The organism is Blautia sp. MSJ-9 (genome assembly GCF_018919065.1).
GTDB lineage: Bacteria > Bacillota > Clostridia > Lachnospirales > Lachnospiraceae > Blautia_A.
Genome location: NZ_JAHLQG010000015.1, coordinates 1 through 18023, shown reverse-complemented (window position 1 = coordinate 18023; position 18023 = coordinate 1). Strand labels below are relative to the sequence as shown.

The window sequence follows — 18023 nt, the reverse complement described above, 5'->3', positions numbered from 1 at the left end:
TACCGTAAGGTACATTGTGTCCAAACGTAAGATACCCCGGAACCGCAAGGTTTCCGGGGTTTTTCTGTTGAGTAAAAAGTTTAAAATAAGGCTGTAAAGAATAGCGAATAAATTAAAAACGTAAGCGACGAATAATTGACGAAGAATGATAAAATCCTTATAATAAATTAGTATCTGAACAACAGATAAAATCAACTACACAAAAATTAATAACAAGAGGGAGGTCATTTTATGTTTGGTTTTATGGTAACTGCTGATGGCGGACTTACAACTGCCGGATATGTGATCACAGTTATTGCCGGAATCATTTTGTTTTTCCTGGCGATTTATTTTGCAGGGAAGAATTCAGACAAGAAAAAGCTTACCACAAGACAACTGGTATTCTGTGCCGTAGCTATTGCACTTGCTTTTATTACGTCTTATCTGAAAATCTTCAAACTGCCGTGGGGAGGAAGCGTCACTCTTTGCAGTATGCTTTTTATTGTTCTGATCGCAAACTGGTATGGGGTTGGAACAGGTATTATGGCTGGGTTTGCTTACGGAATCCTGCAGTTTATCCAGGAGCCTTATATACTTTCATTTTTTCAGGTGTGCTGTGATTACATACTTGCATTTGCGGCACTTGGACTGGCAGGACTATTTGCAAAACAGAGTCATGGACTTCTGAAAGGATACATAATAGCTGTAATTGCCAGAGGAGCTTTTCACTCTCTGGGCGGTTATCTTTATTGGATGAGCTATATGCCGGACAATTTCCCGAAATCTCTGACAGCCGTATATCCGATCTTATACAATTACAGCTATCTGTTGGCAGAGGGCATTATCACGGTGATCATCATTTCAGTACCTGCAGTGTCAAAAGCACTGACCCAGGTAAAGCGTGCAGCACTGCAGTAGTTTGTTTTGTCTGGCAACAGGGATGTGTCGTTGCCCGGTACTCAGAACATTTGGCATGGTAATTTTGTTTAAGGAAGTGTAAGAATGACAATAACGACTTTATGCTATATAGAAAATAATGGCAAATATCTGATGCTTCACAGGGTAAAAAAGCATAATGACATAAATGAGGGAAAGTGGATTGGAGTTGGCGGGCATGCAGAGGGCCAGGAATCCCCGGAGGAATGTCTTTTACGTGAAGTGAAAGAAGAAACAGGATTAACGCTGACATCTTATAAACTTCGAGGTCTGGTTACATTTATATGTGATAAATGTGAACCGGAGCTTATGTGTGTATTTACAGCCAACGAATATATCGGTGAATTAACAGAATGCAATGAAGGAGAACTTTACTGGATAGATAAAGCTGTTGTGCCGACACTTCCCACATGGGAAGGTGACAGAGTTTTTCTGGATTTGCTTCTTTCAGGAGATGAGCATTTTTTTTCTTTAAAATTGCAGTATGAAGGGGAAAAACTCATAGACAAACAAGTAAATTTATATTAACCGACTTATAGTAATTCCATATGGAATTGCTATAAGTAAGTCCCCTGCAGAGGTTGCGAAAAGCAATAAGTTAAGGGGGGGAGGAATATTCACCCGCTCTGGAGGAATTTATCAATGAAACGAATATCGCTGGATGACCTTCTTCATACCAGACAGAATCTTGACTATCAGGAACAGTATGAATACATAATGAAATTACTGGAAAAAGGTCAGATAAAACCTGTGAAGGTTTCTAAGAGCAATGGCAAGAAGCCGGCGCTTTATCGCGAATACTGGATGGTAGAAGAACAGAAGGATTACAGCAATTATATAGAAGAAATAAAATATACCTTTTCTACTATGCTTTCCGTGGATTATTATCTGGCGCATCCGGATATGTATGAGAAAGACCGAATCTGGGTACTTATGCTGAACGAATATCTGAAAAAACATACAGATGCATTACTGACACCGGAATCGCTGAATGAAAGAAGCTTTGAAATATGGCACAGAGAGAAATTTCTGGACAGAGAGCAGGGAAAGAAGATTTTGAAACGCTGCGGACTCAATGTGGAGGCTCTGAATGTATACAGGACAACAGAGCCTCTTTCATATTATACACATACAAGAAATACGCCGCAGAATATCCTGATTCTGGAAAATAAAGACCCTTTTTTCAGTATGCGCAATTACCTGCTGAATGGACATACGGAAATTTTTGGTGCAGAAATCGGAACCCTGATTTATGGTGCAGGAAAAGGTATTATCCGTTCCTTTCAGGATTTTGACCTGTGTGCGGAACCCTATATGAAACATCCGAAGAATACAATTTATTATTTCGGGGATCTGGATTATGAGGGCATCGGTATATACGAAAATCTGGCAGAAAAATTTCGCAGCAGATGGAAAATTATTCCTTTTGTGCCGGCATATCAGGCTATGCTTGGAAAAGCAGAACAGATAACTGAACTTCCGGAGACAAAGGAGCATCAGAACAGAAATATCAGTACACAATTTTTCTCCTGTTTTGATGAAATAATGGTCAAAAAAATGGAAGCTGTTCTGGATAAGGACAGATATATACCCCAGGAAATTTTAAATACTGCAGATTTCTGATGCAGATTCTGACACAGAGAGGCGGCTACATTACTGTTCACTCCGTTCGCAGTAACGAAGCTTCTTTTTATGTTATGGATTATGGAGAATCTTATGATAAAAATAATTGATTTTTAAAAGACAGTCTGTTAGAATATACCTGTGAAAAGGGAGTAGCTTGCCGAGTGGATTCGGTTCACTTCTTCGTCAAGACAGTTATTGAAACATATAACTCGGAAAGTGATGAAATTGCGAGACTTTTACTGTGAATGCAGTAGGAGTCTCTTTTTTTATACCTACTGCAAAATAAATGTATTCCCGGAATCTTTTTATATTTGATTTTGTGAGTACGTAATAAAAGAAAGAGAGGTATAAATGATGTTTTTACAGGTTATTATTTTGCTGGCAGGTTTTTTGTTTCTGGTGAAAGGTGCAGACTGGTTTGTGGAGGGTGCAGCCAGTATTGCGAAAAAGCTGGGAATTCCGCAGCTGATCATTGGATTAACCATCGTAGCAATGGGAACCAGCATGCCGGAGGCAGCAGTCAGTATTACTGCTGCAATGAATAAGAATGCAGGTATTACCATTGGAAATGTAGTCGGAAGCAATATCCTGAATATTTTGATCATCCTGGGAATTACAGCAGTAATTACGAATGTAGCAATTCAAAGATGCACTCTTCTTTACGAAATTCCGTTTATGACAGTGATAACAATTGTTTTGCTGATCTTTGGTATCACAGGTTCAGAGGTGACTTTTATTGAAGGTGTGATTTTCTGGATACTGTTTCTGATATATCTGGGATATCTGTTTGTGATGGCAAAGAAAGGGAACAATCAGGAAGAAGCAGAAGCAAAGGATATTCCGGTATGGAAATGTATGCTCCTGATGGTAATCGGTGGAATTCTGGTCGTAAAGGGCAGTGATTTTGCAGTCAGCGGAGCAACGGAGATTGCCCGTTATTTTGGCATGAGTGAGAGATTTATCGGGTTGACAATTGTTGCACTGGGAACATCTCTTCCGGAACTTGTCACATCAGTAACAGCAGCCAGAAGAGGAAATGCAGGAATTGCCATTGGAAATATAGTCGGAAGCAATATTTTTAATATTTTGTTTGTTATCGGTACAACAGCACTCATCTGTACTGTGCCGTTTGAGAGTAAATTTTTTATTGATACTGTAGTTGCAGTCCTGTGTGGAGCAATACTCTGGATTGGTACATTCAGACATAAAGAATTAAGAAAACCCTGTGGTGTGGTTATGCTGTTGTGTTATGTTGCATACTTCCTGTATTTATGTCTGGTATAACGAATAATTGCTTTTCGCAACCTCCGCAGGGGACTTACTTGATTCGATTAAAATAAGAAATGGAATAGTATATTATGGATAATTATGAAAAACAGGTATATACAGGAAGAGAGTTGTTTTTAAAATATGATCAGGATAAGCTGATAGAGAAATATGGTTTGAAATACGATGAAGAATACCTGTATTTGAAATATATCGGAACAGAATATCGGATCAATCGCAGAAACGGTGCTATTGAATATGTCGCAGGCGAAGAATGGACGGACTGCAGAGAATATACAGTTGTTATGACAATCTATGATTTTCTCTGCTGTTCCGGGCAGGAGATACTGCCTCCTCTTACCGGACAGTGGCAGCCTGTGGGCAGGTTTGTAACTGCCGGAAGCAGTCCGTCAACAGATCCTTTTGTGGAAAAGTATGCAAGAGCATTTTCCGGCAAAGTGGAAGAGGTAAAGCAGGCCTGTATCTGTCTGGGAGGAAAGCAGACGAAGCGTCTGGCAGGGGCAGATCTGACATTTGAAATGCCTGTTCTTCCGGATTTCTCTGTGTTGCTTCAGTTCTGGGATGGGGATGAAGAATTCCCGCCAAAGATCTTATTGTTGTGGGATAAAGTATCGTTATCATATCTTCATTTTGAGACGACCTATTATCTTCAGGGGGATCTTCTGAAGGCTATACTGCAGATAATCGGCTGAATACACTGTAGCCGATCCTTCGGAGGGAATATCCGATTACATGGAAAGAGGTTTCCAGAAACTCAGGCGGAGAAGGATTCCTGTCTGCATTTGTAATCCTGTCCAGCCTTCTGTATTATATGAGACGGGATGATACGGACATTTTTGCAGATAAAAATGAGGGAAAGGTTCTGATCATGGACAACCCGTTCGCACAGACCAATGCCTCCCATCTGCTGATCCCACTGATGGATATGGCAAAAAAGAGCAACACACAGCTTATCTGCCTTACCGGTCTGGGCGGAGAGTCCATCTATAATCGTTTTGACAATATATATGTGCTGAATCTGATCGCTGCAAGTCTGAGAGGCGGTACGCAGTATCTGAAAGCTGAACATAAAAGAGGAAAAGAACCGGATGAACTTGTCACTGCGAGAATTGAAGTGGGGGATCAGATGGAGCTGTTGTTTTAAGAAAAATTACAGCAATCATTCTGTGTGTCATATTATTATCGTTGCAGGTTGTGATTGCGAGTGCTGAAGATATAAGAAAGAATATTACGGTATCACATGAGCCGGTCTGTGTGATGCCGTATTTTTATTTGTCCAGAGAAAAGAATGAAAGATTTTTTATGTTTTATTTTGCTCTGGATACACTAACAATAGCTATCAAAATAACATTGACAGAGCTTAAGAATAAGAATAGAATATAATTAACAAAAATAACTTAACTGGTTACAAATATTTAGATAGAAGGAGAGAGGTTTATGCTATATGAATTTTTGAAAAACAATTATAAGGAAGCAGAGCCTATATTCTTTTCTGATATAGTGATTAAGGGAATTACAAAATCTGCAGTAAACCAGCAGTTAAAAAAGTTATGCAATGAAGGAAAACTGCAGAAATATGAGAACGGCATTTATTATTTGCCTAAGAAATCACGATTAAAAACAAGTGTAGGTGTAAATGCAGATACGGTTGCCAGATACAAATATGTTTCCAGAGGTGGGAAAGTAGATGGCTTCTATTCGGGAAATACATTTGCCAATCAGTTGGGAATTTCAACGCAGGTTCCCAATAAAGTTGAGATTGTCAGCAACAATATGGCTGCAAAAGTAAGAGAAGTTCCAATTGGAAAGAGAACATTCATTGTAAGAAAGCCAGTGGTTCCGGTAAATGAAGAAAATGTTTATGTGCTGCAGTTACTTGACTTATTAAAGAATCTGGATGTGTATCTGGATGAAAGCTATGATGTGGCTCATGATAAAGTATCTCAATTTGTGCGGATACATGGCATCACAAAAAAAGACGTGGATAGTTATATAAGAGAGTTTCCGATTGCAATATTTAAATATTATTATGAATTGAGGTTGGATGATGTATTTGCATAAAGATGATAAGGAATTGTTGAGGGATATTATTGTAACGGTATCAGAGCGAACGGGCATAGATGAAAGTATCGTGGAAAAAGATTATTATGTGACAATGATATTAAAAGAACTTGTACAGAGAAATCCCGATGTGGTGTTTAAGGGTGGAACATCCCTTTCCAAGGCTTATCATGCTATAGACCGTTTTTCAGAGGATATTGATATTACATTTGAAGAACATTTGGGAGAAGCCAGAAGAAAGAAAATCAAATATCAGTTATTACAACCAATTAGCGAAGATTTAGACTTAGCAATTGATAATTGGAAGTTTATTGAAAGTGATAAGGACTATAATCACTATGATTTCTTATATGATTCAGTTTGCTCAGAAGATAAAAGAGGCCTGCGACCATATGTGAAGCTGGAGACAGCGTTGATGTCATATTCTTATCCAACAGAAGAAAAGGAAATTACAAGTATAATATTTGATTGTCTCGCAACAGAAGAAGCGGAGATTTTGAGAGACTATGGGTTAGAACCATTTAAGATGAAGACACAGGCACTATCCAGAACAATTATAGATAAAATTTTTGCTGTGTGTGATTATTATATGGTAGGAAGAGCAACGAGAAATTCCAGACACTTATATGATATCTTTAAGCTGAAAAATTATATTTCAATAGATGATGATTTCAAAAGGCTCTTTGCAGATGTTAGAAAGCACAGATCAGGCATGGATATTAAAATAACCCCGTCTGCCAGGGAGGATGTTGATCTGCTGGCTGTAGCAGAAAAACTCATAAGAGAAGATTTTTATGCTGATGATTATGCTGATTCAACTATGAAATTGATTTCTGACAATATTTCCTATGAAACGGTAAAGCTGAATTACATTGATTTGGTTAGAAGTATATTACGATAAGAGAAAATTTTCTCTCGAATTCTGTTGAGAATAATGCAATTTCAAGTCAATTAATCATAATAAACGGGGGAACCGCTAAACAAAAGTTTTTCAGGTTATAGGAGAACAGTTCGAATATATAATCGGCTGTTCTTTTTTTAGCGTTAAAGCGGCGAGGTTTTTCTTGTGTACAGTGGAATGTAGGAGTATAATGAAATCAATATTTTGCACAAATTTACAATCTGTAATAGAACGACGATCGGCAAAGCAGATGAAAGTCTGTGACGCAAAGCTACAGGGCCTGTAAAATGGCAGCCAGTTGCATGAAATGATGTGCGCTGTCTGTGAGACGGTGTTTTTTTATGTTATAGGAAATTACTCCGTAATGTTCCTATAACATAAAAAAGCCCTCCGGCAGGATCGCACTGCGACGGAGGGGAATTATGTCGCTGAAGTGACCCTTCGCAGGCGAAGAATCCTGCAAGCAGGGATGTTATTTCATAAACGGAACCATAATGATTTTATCGGAGAAGAGAGAAAAATATGAAAATCAAAAAAGTACAAAGTGCATGTCTTATTTTGGCATGTATAGCGGCAACAGGACTTATAGGGTGTGGGAAAACAGATGAAACACCAAAGAAGCACGAAGCAATTACTTTTATGGCTCCTTATCTGGAAGTGGACAATTTTATAGAAGAAGTGCATAAAACATATCCAGAGATTGAGCTTGAAGTAGTCCCGTACAGCGGAGCAAATACAACAACCTGTCTGCAGAATATGTTAGAGGCAGATGATCTTCCGGACATCTGCACACAGACTTATTATAAGCCGGATGTGGTGGATGTCAGTGATAAGATGATTGATCTCTCAGGATACGATTTTACAGATAATTATGTGGAATCACGTCTGAAAGATGTATCCGATGAGGGTGCACTTTATATGCTTCCATCTTTGTACAACTGTTATGGAATCACCTATAATAAAACACTGCTTGAGAAGCATGGCTGGAAGCTGCCAACATCTTTTACAGAGCTTGAAGAACTTGCAGACAAAGCAAAAGAAGCAGGAGTTACGTTATGTATGGCACAGATTCAGTACCCTGGTTCAGCCTTTCAGTATGTATGTAATATTGCGGATGCGGGATTCCTTAGTACCATGTCTGGAAAGCAGTGGCAGAAAGATTACCTGTCAGGAAAGGCAAATGTAAGCGATACACCAGGTATGATGGAAAGTATGGAATATATCCAAAAGTGGAAAGACCTTGGGATGCTTGACTGCAGCAACAGTGATCCGGCAGATGATGGCAAAACAAGAGATGATTTTATAAAGGGAAACTCACTGTTTCTATTGGGACCACAGAATGGCATTATGGACGCAGAAGATACAACGGACAAATTTGGTCTGATGCCATACCTGTCTGAAGACGGAAGCAGGAATGTATTTATTTTAAATGTAAACCGTTATTATGGATTGAATAAAGATCTGGAGAATCATCCTGAGAAACTTGAAGATGCATTAAAAATCATGAAGGTGCTGTCTACGGTAGAAGGAACCAGCGCCCTGTATCCGGACAGCACATTAAAAGCAGGACTACTTCCTTTCAAAGATGCAAAGGCAGATGACACCTTCTATGCAGATATTTCAGATATGATCAATGCAGGGAATACGACACCGTTTATTTATGCCGGATGGGAAAATACGATTGTAAATACCGGAACCAAAATGCTGGAATTCATGCAGGATAAGGCATCAATAAAGGATGTGGCAGATCAATTGGATGAGGATCAGGACAGAGTGGTAAATAACCAGCCGGAAGTGATCACAACAGCCACAGAGAAAATCTCACAGGAAAGCTGTGCAAAGCTGGTGGGCAGATGTTTTGCCGAGGCGACCGGAAGTGACGTTGCTCTTATATCCCTTGGAACATGGATCAGTGGAAATGGCACAAACCAGAATAATGATGGCGTGAGCGGAAAACTGTATGCAAAGAATATTACAGACTATGATATCTGTACCATTCTTCCGACTGGCTGGTCACAGACGATTAAAACAATCAGGCTGACAGGAAAACAGATTCAGGCATTGTATGAAGAAGGTTATGATGCAGTTGGTACAGGCAAGAATTATCCATATATGTTGGTAAATCCTGAAGATATGAAACTGGAGGATGGAAAGACTTATCAGGTCGCAATTTCAGGAATCAGTGAAAAACTGGCATCAGAAACGGAAGTGACAGACAGTGGTATTGTGGGTATGGATGCGGCAAAAGAGTTTTTTGGACAGTTTGAGACTTTAAGTGAAGCAGACGCTGAATGGAAATAAGCGGAGGAGAAAGATGCAGAAGGCAAAGAATTACCGGAACTTAATATTGGGTTGCTGTATGACTGGTATAGCGATGCTTCTTGCATTCTTTTTTCTGTATCATACTTATATCCAGGATATTATCTATGAAGAACGATTAAACCAGATGGAAGAGATTACCCGTCAAATGTTTCAAAATCTGGAGGATGTGATCGATTCCCACTGGAACCGGGTAACAGAAGAATGTAATTATCTGAGAGATGCAAACGTACAGACTACAGATGAACTCTGCAGACATATGAAAAAGAAATATGAATTATCAGCATATGCCAGGCAGAGGATTACGTTGATGGCAGTGGATTCAGAAGGTGGATATTATACAGAATCCGGAAACAGGGGACTTTTCCGGGATTTGGATTACTTTGAAGAAAGTCCTGAAAAGATCAGTTTTGTTTTTGATTCTATGACAGATAACCAGTCAAAGATGGTATTTCTGGATCGTCTGCCGGAACCAATACATCTTCAGAATGGAGAAAAGAAAACTACAATTCTATATTTTGGAATTGTTCAGGATATGGAACAGTTGAATCCTTATTTTGAATGCGATGCATATAATGGGAACAACAGTGTGTATGTACTGGATGATAATGGATTTAAACTGTTCAACAGCAATCAGGTGGAACTGATCAAGGGTCATAATGTATTTTCCGTCCTACAGAACATGAAGTATCTTCACAATTCTTCCTTTGACAAAACAAAGGCGGAACTGGAAGAAAAAGGCTGCAGTTATTCTAATGCAGTTCTGGATGGAACAGAATATTTTTACGGATTAAAAAGAATGGAAAATGCCGAATGGATACTTATCTTTCTGGTTCCGGCAGAATATGTTGCTACGAATACATTAAAACTTGTCAATTTTGTTATGGTATTTATTGTTATCTTTACGGTTATCGTAGCTGTCTGTGTTATGCTGGGAATTTCTTTTGTTATGCGTAAAAACCAGCAGGAAGCGATTCGTGTGGAGCGGGAAAATAATGCCAAGCTGGAAACAGTGAATACAAAGCTGCGGCAGGCAAAACAGGCGGCAGAGGACGCTTTTCAGGTGGCACAGGAGGCGAACAGATCAAAGAGCAGTTTTCTTGCCAATATGTCTCATGATATACGTACCCCTATGAATGCGATCGTTGGTATTACGTCTTTGATCAGACATGATGCCGGTGATAAAGGCAAGGTAATAGAGTATGCGGATAAAATTGACACTTCATCACAGCATCTGTTAGGAATCATTAATGAAGTTCTGGATATGAGTAAGATTGAAGCAGGAAAAACTGTTTTCAAGTATTCTGATTTTTCTATTCCGGATTTTATACAGGAGCTTGATACTATATTTCGTTCTCAGATATCTGAAAAGAAGCAGACTATTACAATTACAAAAGAAAACATCCGGCATGAGTGGGTGAATGGGGATCAGGTTCATTTGATGCAGATTTTCAGTAATCTGCTGTCTAATGCAATAAAATATACACAGGAAGGCGGAGAAATTCAGCTTCTGGCAGAGGAATGTGAATCAAATTCATCTGTTTATGCAAAATATCGTTTTTTAGTCTGCGATAATGGTATGGGAATGTCGGCAGATTTCAAGGACAGGATTTTTGATGCCTTCACCCGTGCAGAAAATTCCCTGACAAATAAGATACAGGGAACCGGTCTTGGAATGGCGATCACCAAAAATCTGGTTGATTCCATGGGCGGAACCATTGATGTGGAAAGTGAACCGGGACAGGGAAGCTGTTTTGAGGTTTTTATGGATCTGAAAATCGCAGAAGAAAGGTCTGCTTCTCCGGCTTCACAGGCAGAAACAGAAGAGCAGGATGGCAATATCCTGAAAGGAATGAGATTCCTGTGTGCAGAGGATAATGAGCTGAATGCGGAGATTCTGACGGAACTGTTAAAGATTGAGGGCGCGGAGTGTACGATCTGTGAAAATGGTAAAAGGGTCCTGGAGACATTTGAACAGTCGGTTCCTGGTGATTATGATATGATCCTGATGGATATACAGATGCCTGTTATGAACGGCTATGAGGCAACAAAGGCAATCCGCAGAAGCTCCCATGAGCTGGCAAAGACAATTCCGGTCATTGCCATGACCGCCAATGCATTCTCAGAGGATATTCAGCATTCTCTGGCAGCTGGGATGAATGCCCATATTTCAAAACCGGTTGATATGAAGACGCTGGAAAAGACAATAAGAAGCATAAAATCCGGCGGCGGGGGGGGGGGTACCGAAACGCAGGTCATTGCTCAGTAACCATTAAATAATAAACCCATACTTGCTGTTTTGGATCAGGTGCTTGGAACATCATATGAGTTACATGAGTGAGGAAAAGTGGATCGCAGCTTAAAATACGAATCGTCAGTTTTGGGGAGATAAGAAATTTATCTCCCTGTTTTTCTAATGTATGCTCGGAATCTTTTTGTATTCGATTATGCACATCTATAACTTCTATACCCATATCGGGTAATTTATCAGAAACATGTAATTATGCAATATAGAAAGCAGAAGAACTCTTTTAATGCAGCTTTTCCATAAGAAATTTTATAAACATAATAAGTTTTGTGAACTTTTTTACATCATTTATGGTTATATAATATGTAAGACGTTTTACAACAGGAGAATATATAATGAGTGACAGAAAGCTGCTGAAGAAAGTACGGGACGGAGATAAAGAGGCATTATCTGATATTATAAAACAATATTATGCGGACATTTTCCGTTTCTGTCTTTACATGATACAGAACGAAGAAGATTCCTATGATATTACGCAGGAAACTTTCCTGAAGTTTATGAAATATGGGACATCTTATCAAAGAAACAATCTGAAAGGATATCTTCTTACTATTGCCAGAAACTGCTGCTTTGATTATCAGCAGAGAAAAAAAGAGGCAGGAAAAAATCTCCGCAGTTATGAAGCTGAGAATGAAAACGGAAGCCTGAAAATAAGTGCAAATACGCAAAATATCCATCAATATCCGGATATTTGCGGAACAGATAAAATGAAAGAAATGGAAGATTATCTTTATCTGAAAGGACTACTGAACAGACTTTCCCAGGAGGTAAGGGAGGTAATCATTTTGCGTGCATATGAGGAATTGAAATTTAAAGATATTGCAAAGATGATGAATTGTAGTCTCTCTACTGCAAAGTCGAGATATCGTATTGGAATTCAGCAGATGAAAAATATGATAAAGGAAGGAGATCAATGAGAATGCAGGATAAAGATATCAGACGGCTTTTTCAAAAAGCGGAAATACAGGTTTGTCCGGAACAGAAACGGATATTAAAAATGTATGAATATCTTCAAAATGAGATCGACAAAAATGAAAATAAAAAGCAGAGAAAAAGAACAGAGATTTCATTGAGGGATATTTTGTGGCAGCAATTCAGACTTATAGATAAAACATATGTAATTGTGTATATTATGGCAGTTTTTGCAGGTTTTGCGCTGATGGTATTTTTGCAGTATGCAGGAACAGGGAAAAATGATGCAATCATGGTAAGTATGATAATTTCTGGTTGTCTGAGCACGCTTTCTGTCTGGGGGATTAACAAGTTATATTTTGGAAAAATGGCAGAGTTGGGAGCAACCTGTTATTTTGATACCAGAATGTGTGCGGCAGCAGGGCTGATGGTTATCGGAAGCGTTAATTTTACAGTTATTATGTTATTGGCATTATATTCAGGAAATACATGGGAAGTATCAAATCTGCAGACTGTGATATATATTTTGACAGCATATCTCGTATCAGGTTCATTAGATTTCGGGATTTTACTTTTTAAGACAGGAGAAAAAGCATCAGTGGCAATGGCAGCAGGAATTCTTATCTGTTCAGGTGTCTATATAGTGGTATCAAACATTTCCGGTGCATTATTTTCTGCTTCAATCAGTATATGGGCAGGTGTGTGTGCAGTGGCAGGAGGATTAACATTTGTGCAGGTAAAAAGATTGTTCTCGGCAGGAGAAATGGTGTTTGAGGAGGCATAATATGCATGAATTAAAGTTATACGAGGTTCAGAAAAAATATAAAGACAAAACAGCGGTGAAACAGGTAAGTTATACATTTAAACATGGAGTTTATGGTCTGCTCGGAGAAAACGGGGCGGGAAAAACAACTCTGATGCGTCTGATCTGTGGAGTTTTGCAGCCAACCACAGGAAATATTTATTATGATGGAATGGAAATTGCTCAGATGGGAGCAGAATATCGCAGACTTCTGGGATATTTGCCACAGGAACTGGGATATTATGACAATTTTACAGCAGAAAGATTCCTGAGATACATAGCTGCATTGAAAGCTATGTCAGCGGAGTGTTCCGAGCAGAAGATTCAGGAACTGCTGGAACTGGTAGAACTTCAGAAAGATAAAAAGAAAAAGCTTAGAACTTTTTCAGGGGGAATGCTTCGGAGAGTAGGAATAGCCCAGGCATTACTCAATAATCCGGAAATTCTGGTTCTGGATGAACCGACTGCAGGATTGGATCCGAAAGAAAGGGTAAAATTTAGAAATATTATCAGTTCATTGGGAAAAGAAAAAACAGTATTACTTTCGACACATATTGTATCCGATATTGAATACATCGCTGATCAGATTTTAATTATGAAGGATGGCGAACTGATCTGTAGTGGAACAGAACAGGGGATTACTGCAAGTGTAAAGGGATATGTCTGGAAATGTAATGTTTCGACTGATGTGGCACAAAAACTTTGTAACCGGTATATGGTAAGTAACCTGAGAAACGGCAGTGAGGAAAACCAGGCAGAACTGAGGATTATTTCAGAAAAATGCCCATTTCCCGCTGCTGAACTTGCAGAGGAAACACTGGAGGATGCATATCTTTATCAAACACAGGATATTAACAGAATAAGGAGCAGAAGAGATGAGAATGCAGTTGTATAAGATGGAACTTTATAAAATCTTTCACAGAAAGATTTTCTGGATAGGAATATTAGCAATCTTGGGACTGATGTTTGTGTATTTCTGGTTTGCGGAAGTGGGAGATGAGAGATGTGTAATAGATGGTCGGAGCCATTCAGGATATGAAGCAGTACAGATGAATAAAAAAATTACAGAAGAGTATGCGGGTACTGTCACAGATGAAAAAATCAATCAGATTGTCGATAAATATGGACTTCCTTCGGAATTAAATGAAAATATGCCTGGCTGGAAGAACGGTAATTATCTGAATGATTTTGTAACAAGATTTTTTACAAATGGAAGCTGGGAGAATGGAGTAAAACCTACAGAGCGATATAGGCTTAAGGACACTGATTTATGGAAAGCCTATAAAGAATACAATGAAAATATAGACAGCAAATCAGAAAAAAACGATAAGAAACAGATGAAAAATGAGATATTGTCAATGTGGAAGCTCAAACCAACACTGGAATATACCACAGGCTGGAAAGTTTTCGGAGAACTGCTGCAGTTTGGACTGATTTTGGGAAGTATTATGATCATCTGTGTGATTTCAGGTATTTTTGCAGAGGAAAGTCAGACAAAGATGCTACCATTAATCTTTACAACAGTGGAGGGGAAAAGGAAGGATACTTCAGCCAAAGTTCTGGCCTCTTTTACGATAACAGTTCTGTTATATGCAGGAATTACAGAAAGTGCATGGGGATTATGCAAAATCGTGTATGACTTAAAGGGAGAATACAATCTGACAGGAATAGTCATTTCGGGCAGTATGTGGAAGACAGTGGATAAAGTTCCATTTTTCAGTTATTTGTCAGTGCTTTTGATATTGGGGATGTTGGCATTTTTATCATTAAATGCCATTACATTGTGCATTTCAGCATATCAGGATAGTATGTTTGGAGCTGTAGTTGCAACTGCAATATGCTGGGCAATTCCATTGCTTGTACGGATTTTTTTTGGCGGACTTGTATGGATTTTGGTGGACTCGATGCCGATGTTTCTGATTATGCAGGTGAATCTGAATGATATATACAGTATTTGGTATGTTATAGCTGTAATAGCTGTGGGTGTGTTGGCAGTGTCTCTGACCAAAGGAATATTGCATTATAAAGTCAAACAGGTAGTGTAAGAAGAGACTTACTTGCTTCGGTTAAAATATCAAAATATAAATTTTCCTGTAACGTTTCTTCTGTCTGTGACTTAGTTATATAGAAAGACATCAGATAAAATAATGATACAGCAGACAGGAGGATTATTATGAAACGATATTTAGGAATATTCATTCTGACAGTTGTGGTTGGTTTATCAGGTTGTGCATCCGATACAGACAGTGATACCCAGGTGAGCAGCCGTGCATATTCAATGCAGATGCAACAAAATCAGAACCGTGTTCAGACATTCAATGGAAGAAGACAGATCAGGTCGTCAGATGGATCTATGTGGACACCGCCGGCAGGGTCATATCAGGATAAAGATGGTTATATTCTGGATAAGGATGGCACCACGATCGGTCAGACAGGACCATTAAAAATCCCGAAAGATGCAGTAGGATAATAAAAAATATAAGGGGCAGGAATGGAGAAATCAGAAATCGAAACAATCTATAGGAAGTATTTCCATGATGTCTTTCTCTATATCCGGGCACTTTCCGAAAATGAAAGTCTGGCAGAGGAAATCACCCAGGAAACATTCCTGAAGGCAATGAATAATATTGAGAAATTTGACGGCAGGAAGGATATCCGCGCATGGTTATTTGTAATTGCGAAGAATACATATTTCCGCTATTGCAGACGAAACAAAATCTACGTGGGCGAAGAATTTTCAGAAATAATGCAGGATTCCATGCAGGATACATCCCCGGCAGTACTGGATCAGATCGTGCAGGATGAGACAGTTCGGAATCTCAAACGCTATGCAGAACTGATACCGGAACCCTACAGGGAAGTATTTCATCTGCGGATATATGGTGAACTCTCCTTTGAGCAGATCGGAAAATGCTATCAGAAAAGTGCCGGGTGGGCAAGAGTAACCTACCACCGTGCACGCCAGATGATAAGAGCACAGATAAGTCAGGAGGAAAAGTAACATGGAAAAAATAAACTGCAACGTGATACAGGATATTCTGCCATTGTACATTGAAGATGCAGTAAGCGAAGATACAAAAGAACTTGTAGAAGAACATCTGCAAAACTGTGAAATCTGCCAGCGGGTATACCATGAGACAAAGGCAGACCTTGAAAATGATATGAAAATCTATGCGCAGACAAAAGAAAACAGCAATGAAGCAAATGACCTGAAGAATTTCAGGAAATTTTTAAAGAAAAAAAAGACAAAAACAATCCTGCTTTCCATAGCAGCAACCATAGTTTGCTTTGTGGCAGTGTTTACCTTTATGAATAAACATGTCACATATATCAACTACAAAGATGCCGGGATTACTATTGTTGAGGATAATAAAGATGAAGTAACATATAGAATGAATATAAAAGGAAATTATCGCTGGAAAACATCTTTGGACAGAGAAACAGGTGTAATGACTATCCATTTTGAACAGAGCTTGTGGGAAAAATATGTAAGCTGTATTTTTTATCCATATGATCAACTTCATGAGATTCTGAAGAAAGATGAGATAAAAGAAGTATATGTAGATAAGGATGGAACTACAACAACAATCTGGGAAGCACCGGAGGAAGAACAGAAGGCCTATTTATCTGAGAAACATACAGAACCGTTAGGATAAAATGTTAGAACATTATTCAAACATGTTCGAATATATGAAAGCGAATTTTATAGCAGTCCTATAGGTTATAAGGATTTACAAAGGGGGTGTCATGGAAGACAGCCTCTTTTTGTAATTGCCAATGGACATTCTCTTTCTATATGTTACAATAGAACAAGAATATGGAAAGAAAGACAGGAAATCTAACTATGAAAAAACAACTAAATTATGCAGATATCATAAAGGAAGCACTGATCCTGACAGGTGCGGTAGCGATCATTGCGGCAGCAGTTTATTTCTTTCTGGTGCCGAGCCATGCCTCTGTAAGCAGTATCTCCGGTCTTGGTATCGTGTTATCAAACTTTGTACCTTTACCATTGTCTGCAATCACCATGATTTTGAATGTGGTACTTCTGATCATTGGCTTCATCACCTGCGGACGCGAATTTGGCGTAAAAACGGTTTACACCAGTATCGTTTTGCCCTTATTTCTCGGATTATTCGAGAAAATATTTCCGGATTTTGGCTCTATGACCAACAGTCAGGAGCTGGATGTACTGTGCTATATCCTGGTAGTCAGTGTAGGACTGAGCATTCTTTTTAACAGAAATGCATCCTCAGGCGGACTGGATATTGTGGCAAAGATCATGAACAAATATCTTCACATGGAACTGGGAAAAGCAATGTCTCTTTCCGGTATGTGCGTGGCTCTTTCAGCAGCGCTGGTATATGATAAGAAAACAGTGGTGCTGAGTATTCTTGGAACATACTTTAATGGTATAGTTCTGGATCACTTTATCTTTGACCATAATATTAAGAGGCGTGTCTGTGTCATCACTCAGAAGGAGGAAGAACTGCGTAAATTCATTATCAAAGATCTGCACAGCGGAGCGACGATCTATGAAGCGACAGGTGCCTATAATATGAAGAAACGCAATGAGATCATCACGATCGTAGACAAAACAGAATATCAGAAACTGATGGCTTACATCAATAATGAAGATCCAAAAGCCTTTGTGACAGTTTACAATGTATCGGATATGCGCTATCAGCCCAAGCTGTGATAAATACTATGGCAGGAAAACTGAGTGTATGCTAAAATAGCAGAGTGATTATATAACCATAAAGAGATTATGGTAGATAGTGTCAAATGACTTATGAAAAATGAGCCAAAACAAAAAGGCTCGATTGAACCTTGAAAATTGCAGATATTATAATCAGAGGTAAGCTGACGCCACCCTTGACAGCACGCAAAAG

General features: G+C 38.9%; 18 protein-coding genes and 1 riboswitch. All 18 genes read left to right on the top strand.

The genetic code is table 11. The features are described from left to right. The first annotated feature begins 231 nt into the window (after positions 1 to 231). Positions 232 to 897 (top strand): energy-coupled thiamine transporter ThiT, encoded by a 666-nt coding sequence (locus KQI87_RS03865; protein WP_025580146.1) that lies wholly within the window; start codon positions 232 to 234, stop codon positions 895 to 897. 84 nt (positions 898 to 981) lie between these two features. Next, the gene (locus tag KQI87_RS03860) at positions 982 to 1443 is read left to right on the top strand and encodes an NUDIX hydrolase (protein ID WP_118411102.1); all 462 of its coding nucleotides are present in this window, start codon (positions 982 to 984) and stop codon (positions 1441 to 1443) included. Positions 1444 to 1557: 114 nt separating this feature from the next. Continuing rightward, the gene (locus KQI87_RS03855) at positions 1558 to 2538 is read left to right on the top strand and encodes a Wadjet anti-phage system protein JetD domain-containing protein (RefSeq protein ID WP_216458974.1); all 981 of its coding nucleotides are present in this window, start codon (positions 1558 to 1560) and stop codon (positions 2536 to 2538) included. A 357-nt stretch (positions 2539 to 2895) separates the two neighbouring features. Further along, positions 2896 to 3825, top strand: a complete 930-nt coding sequence (locus KQI87_RS03850) for a calcium/sodium antiporter (protein ID WP_442860611.1) — start codon at positions 2896 to 2898, stop codon at positions 3823 to 3825. A gap of 74 nt (positions 3826 to 3899) precedes the next feature. Further along, entirely contained in the window at positions 3900 to 4520 is a 621-nt protein-coding gene (locus tag KQI87_RS03845) for a DUF3786 domain-containing protein (protein ID WP_216458972.1), read from the top strand. Between the two features lie 119 nt (positions 4521 to 4639). Then, entirely contained in the window at positions 4640 to 4972 is a 333-nt protein-coding gene (locus KQI87_RS03840) for a hypothetical protein (protein WP_055153076.1), read from the top strand. Between the two features lie 293 nt (positions 4973 to 5265). Beyond that, on the top strand, positions 5266 to 5889 hold the full coding sequence (locus KQI87_RS03835; protein ID WP_025580240.1) for a DUF6088 family protein: 624 nt from the start codon (positions 5266 to 5268) through the stop codon (positions 5887 to 5889). Continuing rightward, positions 5876 to 6790 carry a nucleotidyl transferase AbiEii/AbiGii toxin family protein gene (locus KQI87_RS03830; protein ID WP_216458995.1) on the top strand — a complete coding sequence of 305 codons (915 nt, stop codon included), beginning with the start codon at positions 5876 to 5878 and terminating at the stop codon, positions 6788 to 6790. Before KQI87_RS03835 ends, KQI87_RS03830 begins: the two co-directional genes overlap by 14 nt. A 230-nt stretch (positions 6791 to 7020) precedes the next feature. After that, positions 7021 to 7096, top strand: a riboswitch (cyclic di-GMP riboswitch). Between the two features lie 216 nt (positions 7097 to 7312). Further along, a complete protein-coding gene (locus tag KQI87_RS03825; protein WP_216458971.1) occupies positions 7313 to 9091 on the top strand; it encodes an extracellular solute-binding protein in 1779 nt (592 codons plus the stop codon). Positions 9092 to 9104: 13 nt separating this feature from the next. Continuing rightward, complete coding sequence (locus tag KQI87_RS03820; protein WP_253292359.1) at positions 9105 to 11378, top strand: ATP-binding protein; 2274 nt, start codon at positions 9105 to 9107, stop codon at positions 11376 to 11378. Between the two features lie 374 nt (positions 11379 to 11752). Beyond that, positions 11753 to 12334 (top strand): RNA polymerase sigma factor, encoded by a 582-nt coding sequence (locus tag KQI87_RS03815; protein ID WP_216458970.1) that lies wholly within the window; start codon positions 11753 to 11755, stop codon positions 12332 to 12334. Positions 12335 to 12336: 2 nt separating this feature from the next. After that, positions 12337 to 13113, top strand: a complete 777-nt coding sequence (locus tag KQI87_RS03810) for a hypothetical protein (RefSeq protein WP_118509172.1) — start codon at positions 12337 to 12339, stop codon at positions 13111 to 13113. Position 13114: 1 nt separating this feature from the next. Beyond that, positions 13115 to 14026, top strand: coding sequence for an ABC transporter ATP-binding protein (locus tag KQI87_RS03805; RefSeq protein WP_216458969.1), 912 nt, complete (start codon positions 13115 to 13117; stop codon positions 14024 to 14026). Continuing rightward, positions 14007 to 15176 (top strand): ABC transporter permease, encoded by a 1170-nt coding sequence (locus KQI87_RS03800; RefSeq protein WP_216458968.1) that lies wholly within the window; start codon positions 14007 to 14009, stop codon positions 15174 to 15176. Before KQI87_RS03805 ends, KQI87_RS03800 begins: the two co-directional genes overlap by 20 nt. Positions 15177 to 15304: 128 nt before the next feature. Continuing rightward, on the top strand, positions 15305 to 15601 hold the full coding sequence (locus KQI87_RS03795) for a hypothetical protein (protein WP_117674929.1): 297 nt from the start codon (positions 15305 to 15307) through the stop codon (positions 15599 to 15601). A gap of 21 nt (positions 15602 to 15622) precedes the next feature. Next, positions 15623 to 16132, top strand: coding sequence for an RNA polymerase sigma factor (locus KQI87_RS03790; RefSeq protein WP_117674928.1), 510 nt, complete (start codon positions 15623 to 15625; stop codon positions 16130 to 16132). A gap of 1 nt (position 16133) precedes the next feature. Continuing rightward, the gene (locus KQI87_RS03785) at positions 16134 to 16787 is read left to right on the top strand and encodes a zf-HC2 domain-containing protein (RefSeq protein WP_118521405.1); all 654 of its coding nucleotides are present in this window, start codon (positions 16134 to 16136) and stop codon (positions 16785 to 16787) included. A 188-nt stretch (positions 16788 to 16975) separates the two neighbouring features. Beyond that, positions 16976 to 17830 (top strand): YitT family protein, encoded by an 855-nt coding sequence (locus KQI87_RS03780; protein ID WP_216458967.1) that lies wholly within the window; start codon positions 16976 to 16978, stop codon positions 17828 to 17830. Positions 17831 to 18023: the final 193 nt, after the last annotated feature.

What these genes read in the sequence shown, in the direction of transcription:
- KQI87_RS03865 (WP_025580146.1), top strand. Translation starts at nt 232, where the DNA reads ATGTTTGGTTTTATGGTAACTGCTGATGGCGGACTTACAACTGCCGGA.
- KQI87_RS03780 (WP_216458967.1), top strand. Translation starts at nt 16,976, where the DNA reads ATGAAAAAACAACTAAATTATGCAGATATCATAAAGGAAGCACTGATC.
- KQI87_RS03835 (WP_025580240.1), top strand. Translation starts at nt 5,266, where the DNA reads ATGCTATATGAATTTTTGAAAAACAATTATAAGGAAGCAGAGCCTATA.
- KQI87_RS03850 (WP_442860611.1), top strand. Translation starts at nt 2,896, where the DNA reads ATGTTTTTACAGGTTATTATTTTGCTGGCAGGTTTTTTGTTTCTGGTG.
- KQI87_RS03820 (WP_253292359.1), top strand. Translation starts at nt 9,105, where the DNA reads ATGCAGAAGGCAAAGAATTACCGGAACTTAATATTGGGTTGCTGTATG.
- KQI87_RS03790 (WP_117674928.1), top strand. Translation starts at nt 15,623, where the DNA reads ATGGAGAAATCAGAAATCGAAACAATCTATAGGAAGTATTTCCATGAT.
- KQI87_RS03805 (WP_216458969.1), top strand. Translation starts at nt 13,115, where the DNA reads ATGCATGAATTAAAGTTATACGAGGTTCAGAAAAAATATAAAGACAAA.
- KQI87_RS03815 (WP_216458970.1), top strand. Translation starts at nt 11,753, where the DNA reads ATGAGTGACAGAAAGCTGCTGAAGAAAGTACGGGACGGAGATAAAGAG.
- KQI87_RS03855 (WP_216458974.1), top strand. Translation starts at nt 1,558, where the DNA reads ATGAAACGAATATCGCTGGATGACCTTCTTCATACCAGACAGAATCTT.
- KQI87_RS03840 (WP_055153076.1), top strand. Translation starts at nt 4,640, where the DNA reads ATGAGACGGGATGATACGGACATTTTTGCAGATAAAAATGAGGGAAAG.
- KQI87_RS03825 (WP_216458971.1), top strand. Translation starts at nt 7,313, where the DNA reads ATGAAAATCAAAAAAGTACAAAGTGCATGTCTTATTTTGGCATGTATA.
- KQI87_RS03810 (WP_118509172.1), top strand. Translation starts at nt 12,337, where the DNA reads ATGCAGGATAAAGATATCAGACGGCTTTTTCAAAAAGCGGAAATACAG.
- KQI87_RS03785 (WP_118521405.1), top strand. Translation starts at nt 16,134, where the DNA reads ATGGAAAAAATAAACTGCAACGTGATACAGGATATTCTGCCATTGTAC.
- KQI87_RS03800 (WP_216458968.1), top strand. Translation starts at nt 14,007, where the DNA reads ATGAGAATGCAGTTGTATAAGATGGAACTTTATAAAATCTTTCACAGA.
- KQI87_RS03795 (WP_117674929.1), top strand. Translation starts at nt 15,305, where the DNA reads ATGAAACGATATTTAGGAATATTCATTCTGACAGTTGTGGTTGGTTTA.
- KQI87_RS03860 (WP_118411102.1), top strand. Translation starts at nt 982, where the DNA reads ATGACAATAACGACTTTATGCTATATAGAAAATAATGGCAAATATCTG.
- KQI87_RS03830 (WP_216458995.1), top strand. Translation starts at nt 5,876, where the DNA reads ATGTATTTGCATAAAGATGATAAGGAATTGTTGAGGGATATTATTGTA.
- KQI87_RS03845 (WP_216458972.1), top strand. Translation starts at nt 3,900, where the DNA reads ATGGATAATTATGAAAAACAGGTATATACAGGAAGAGAGTTGTTTTTA.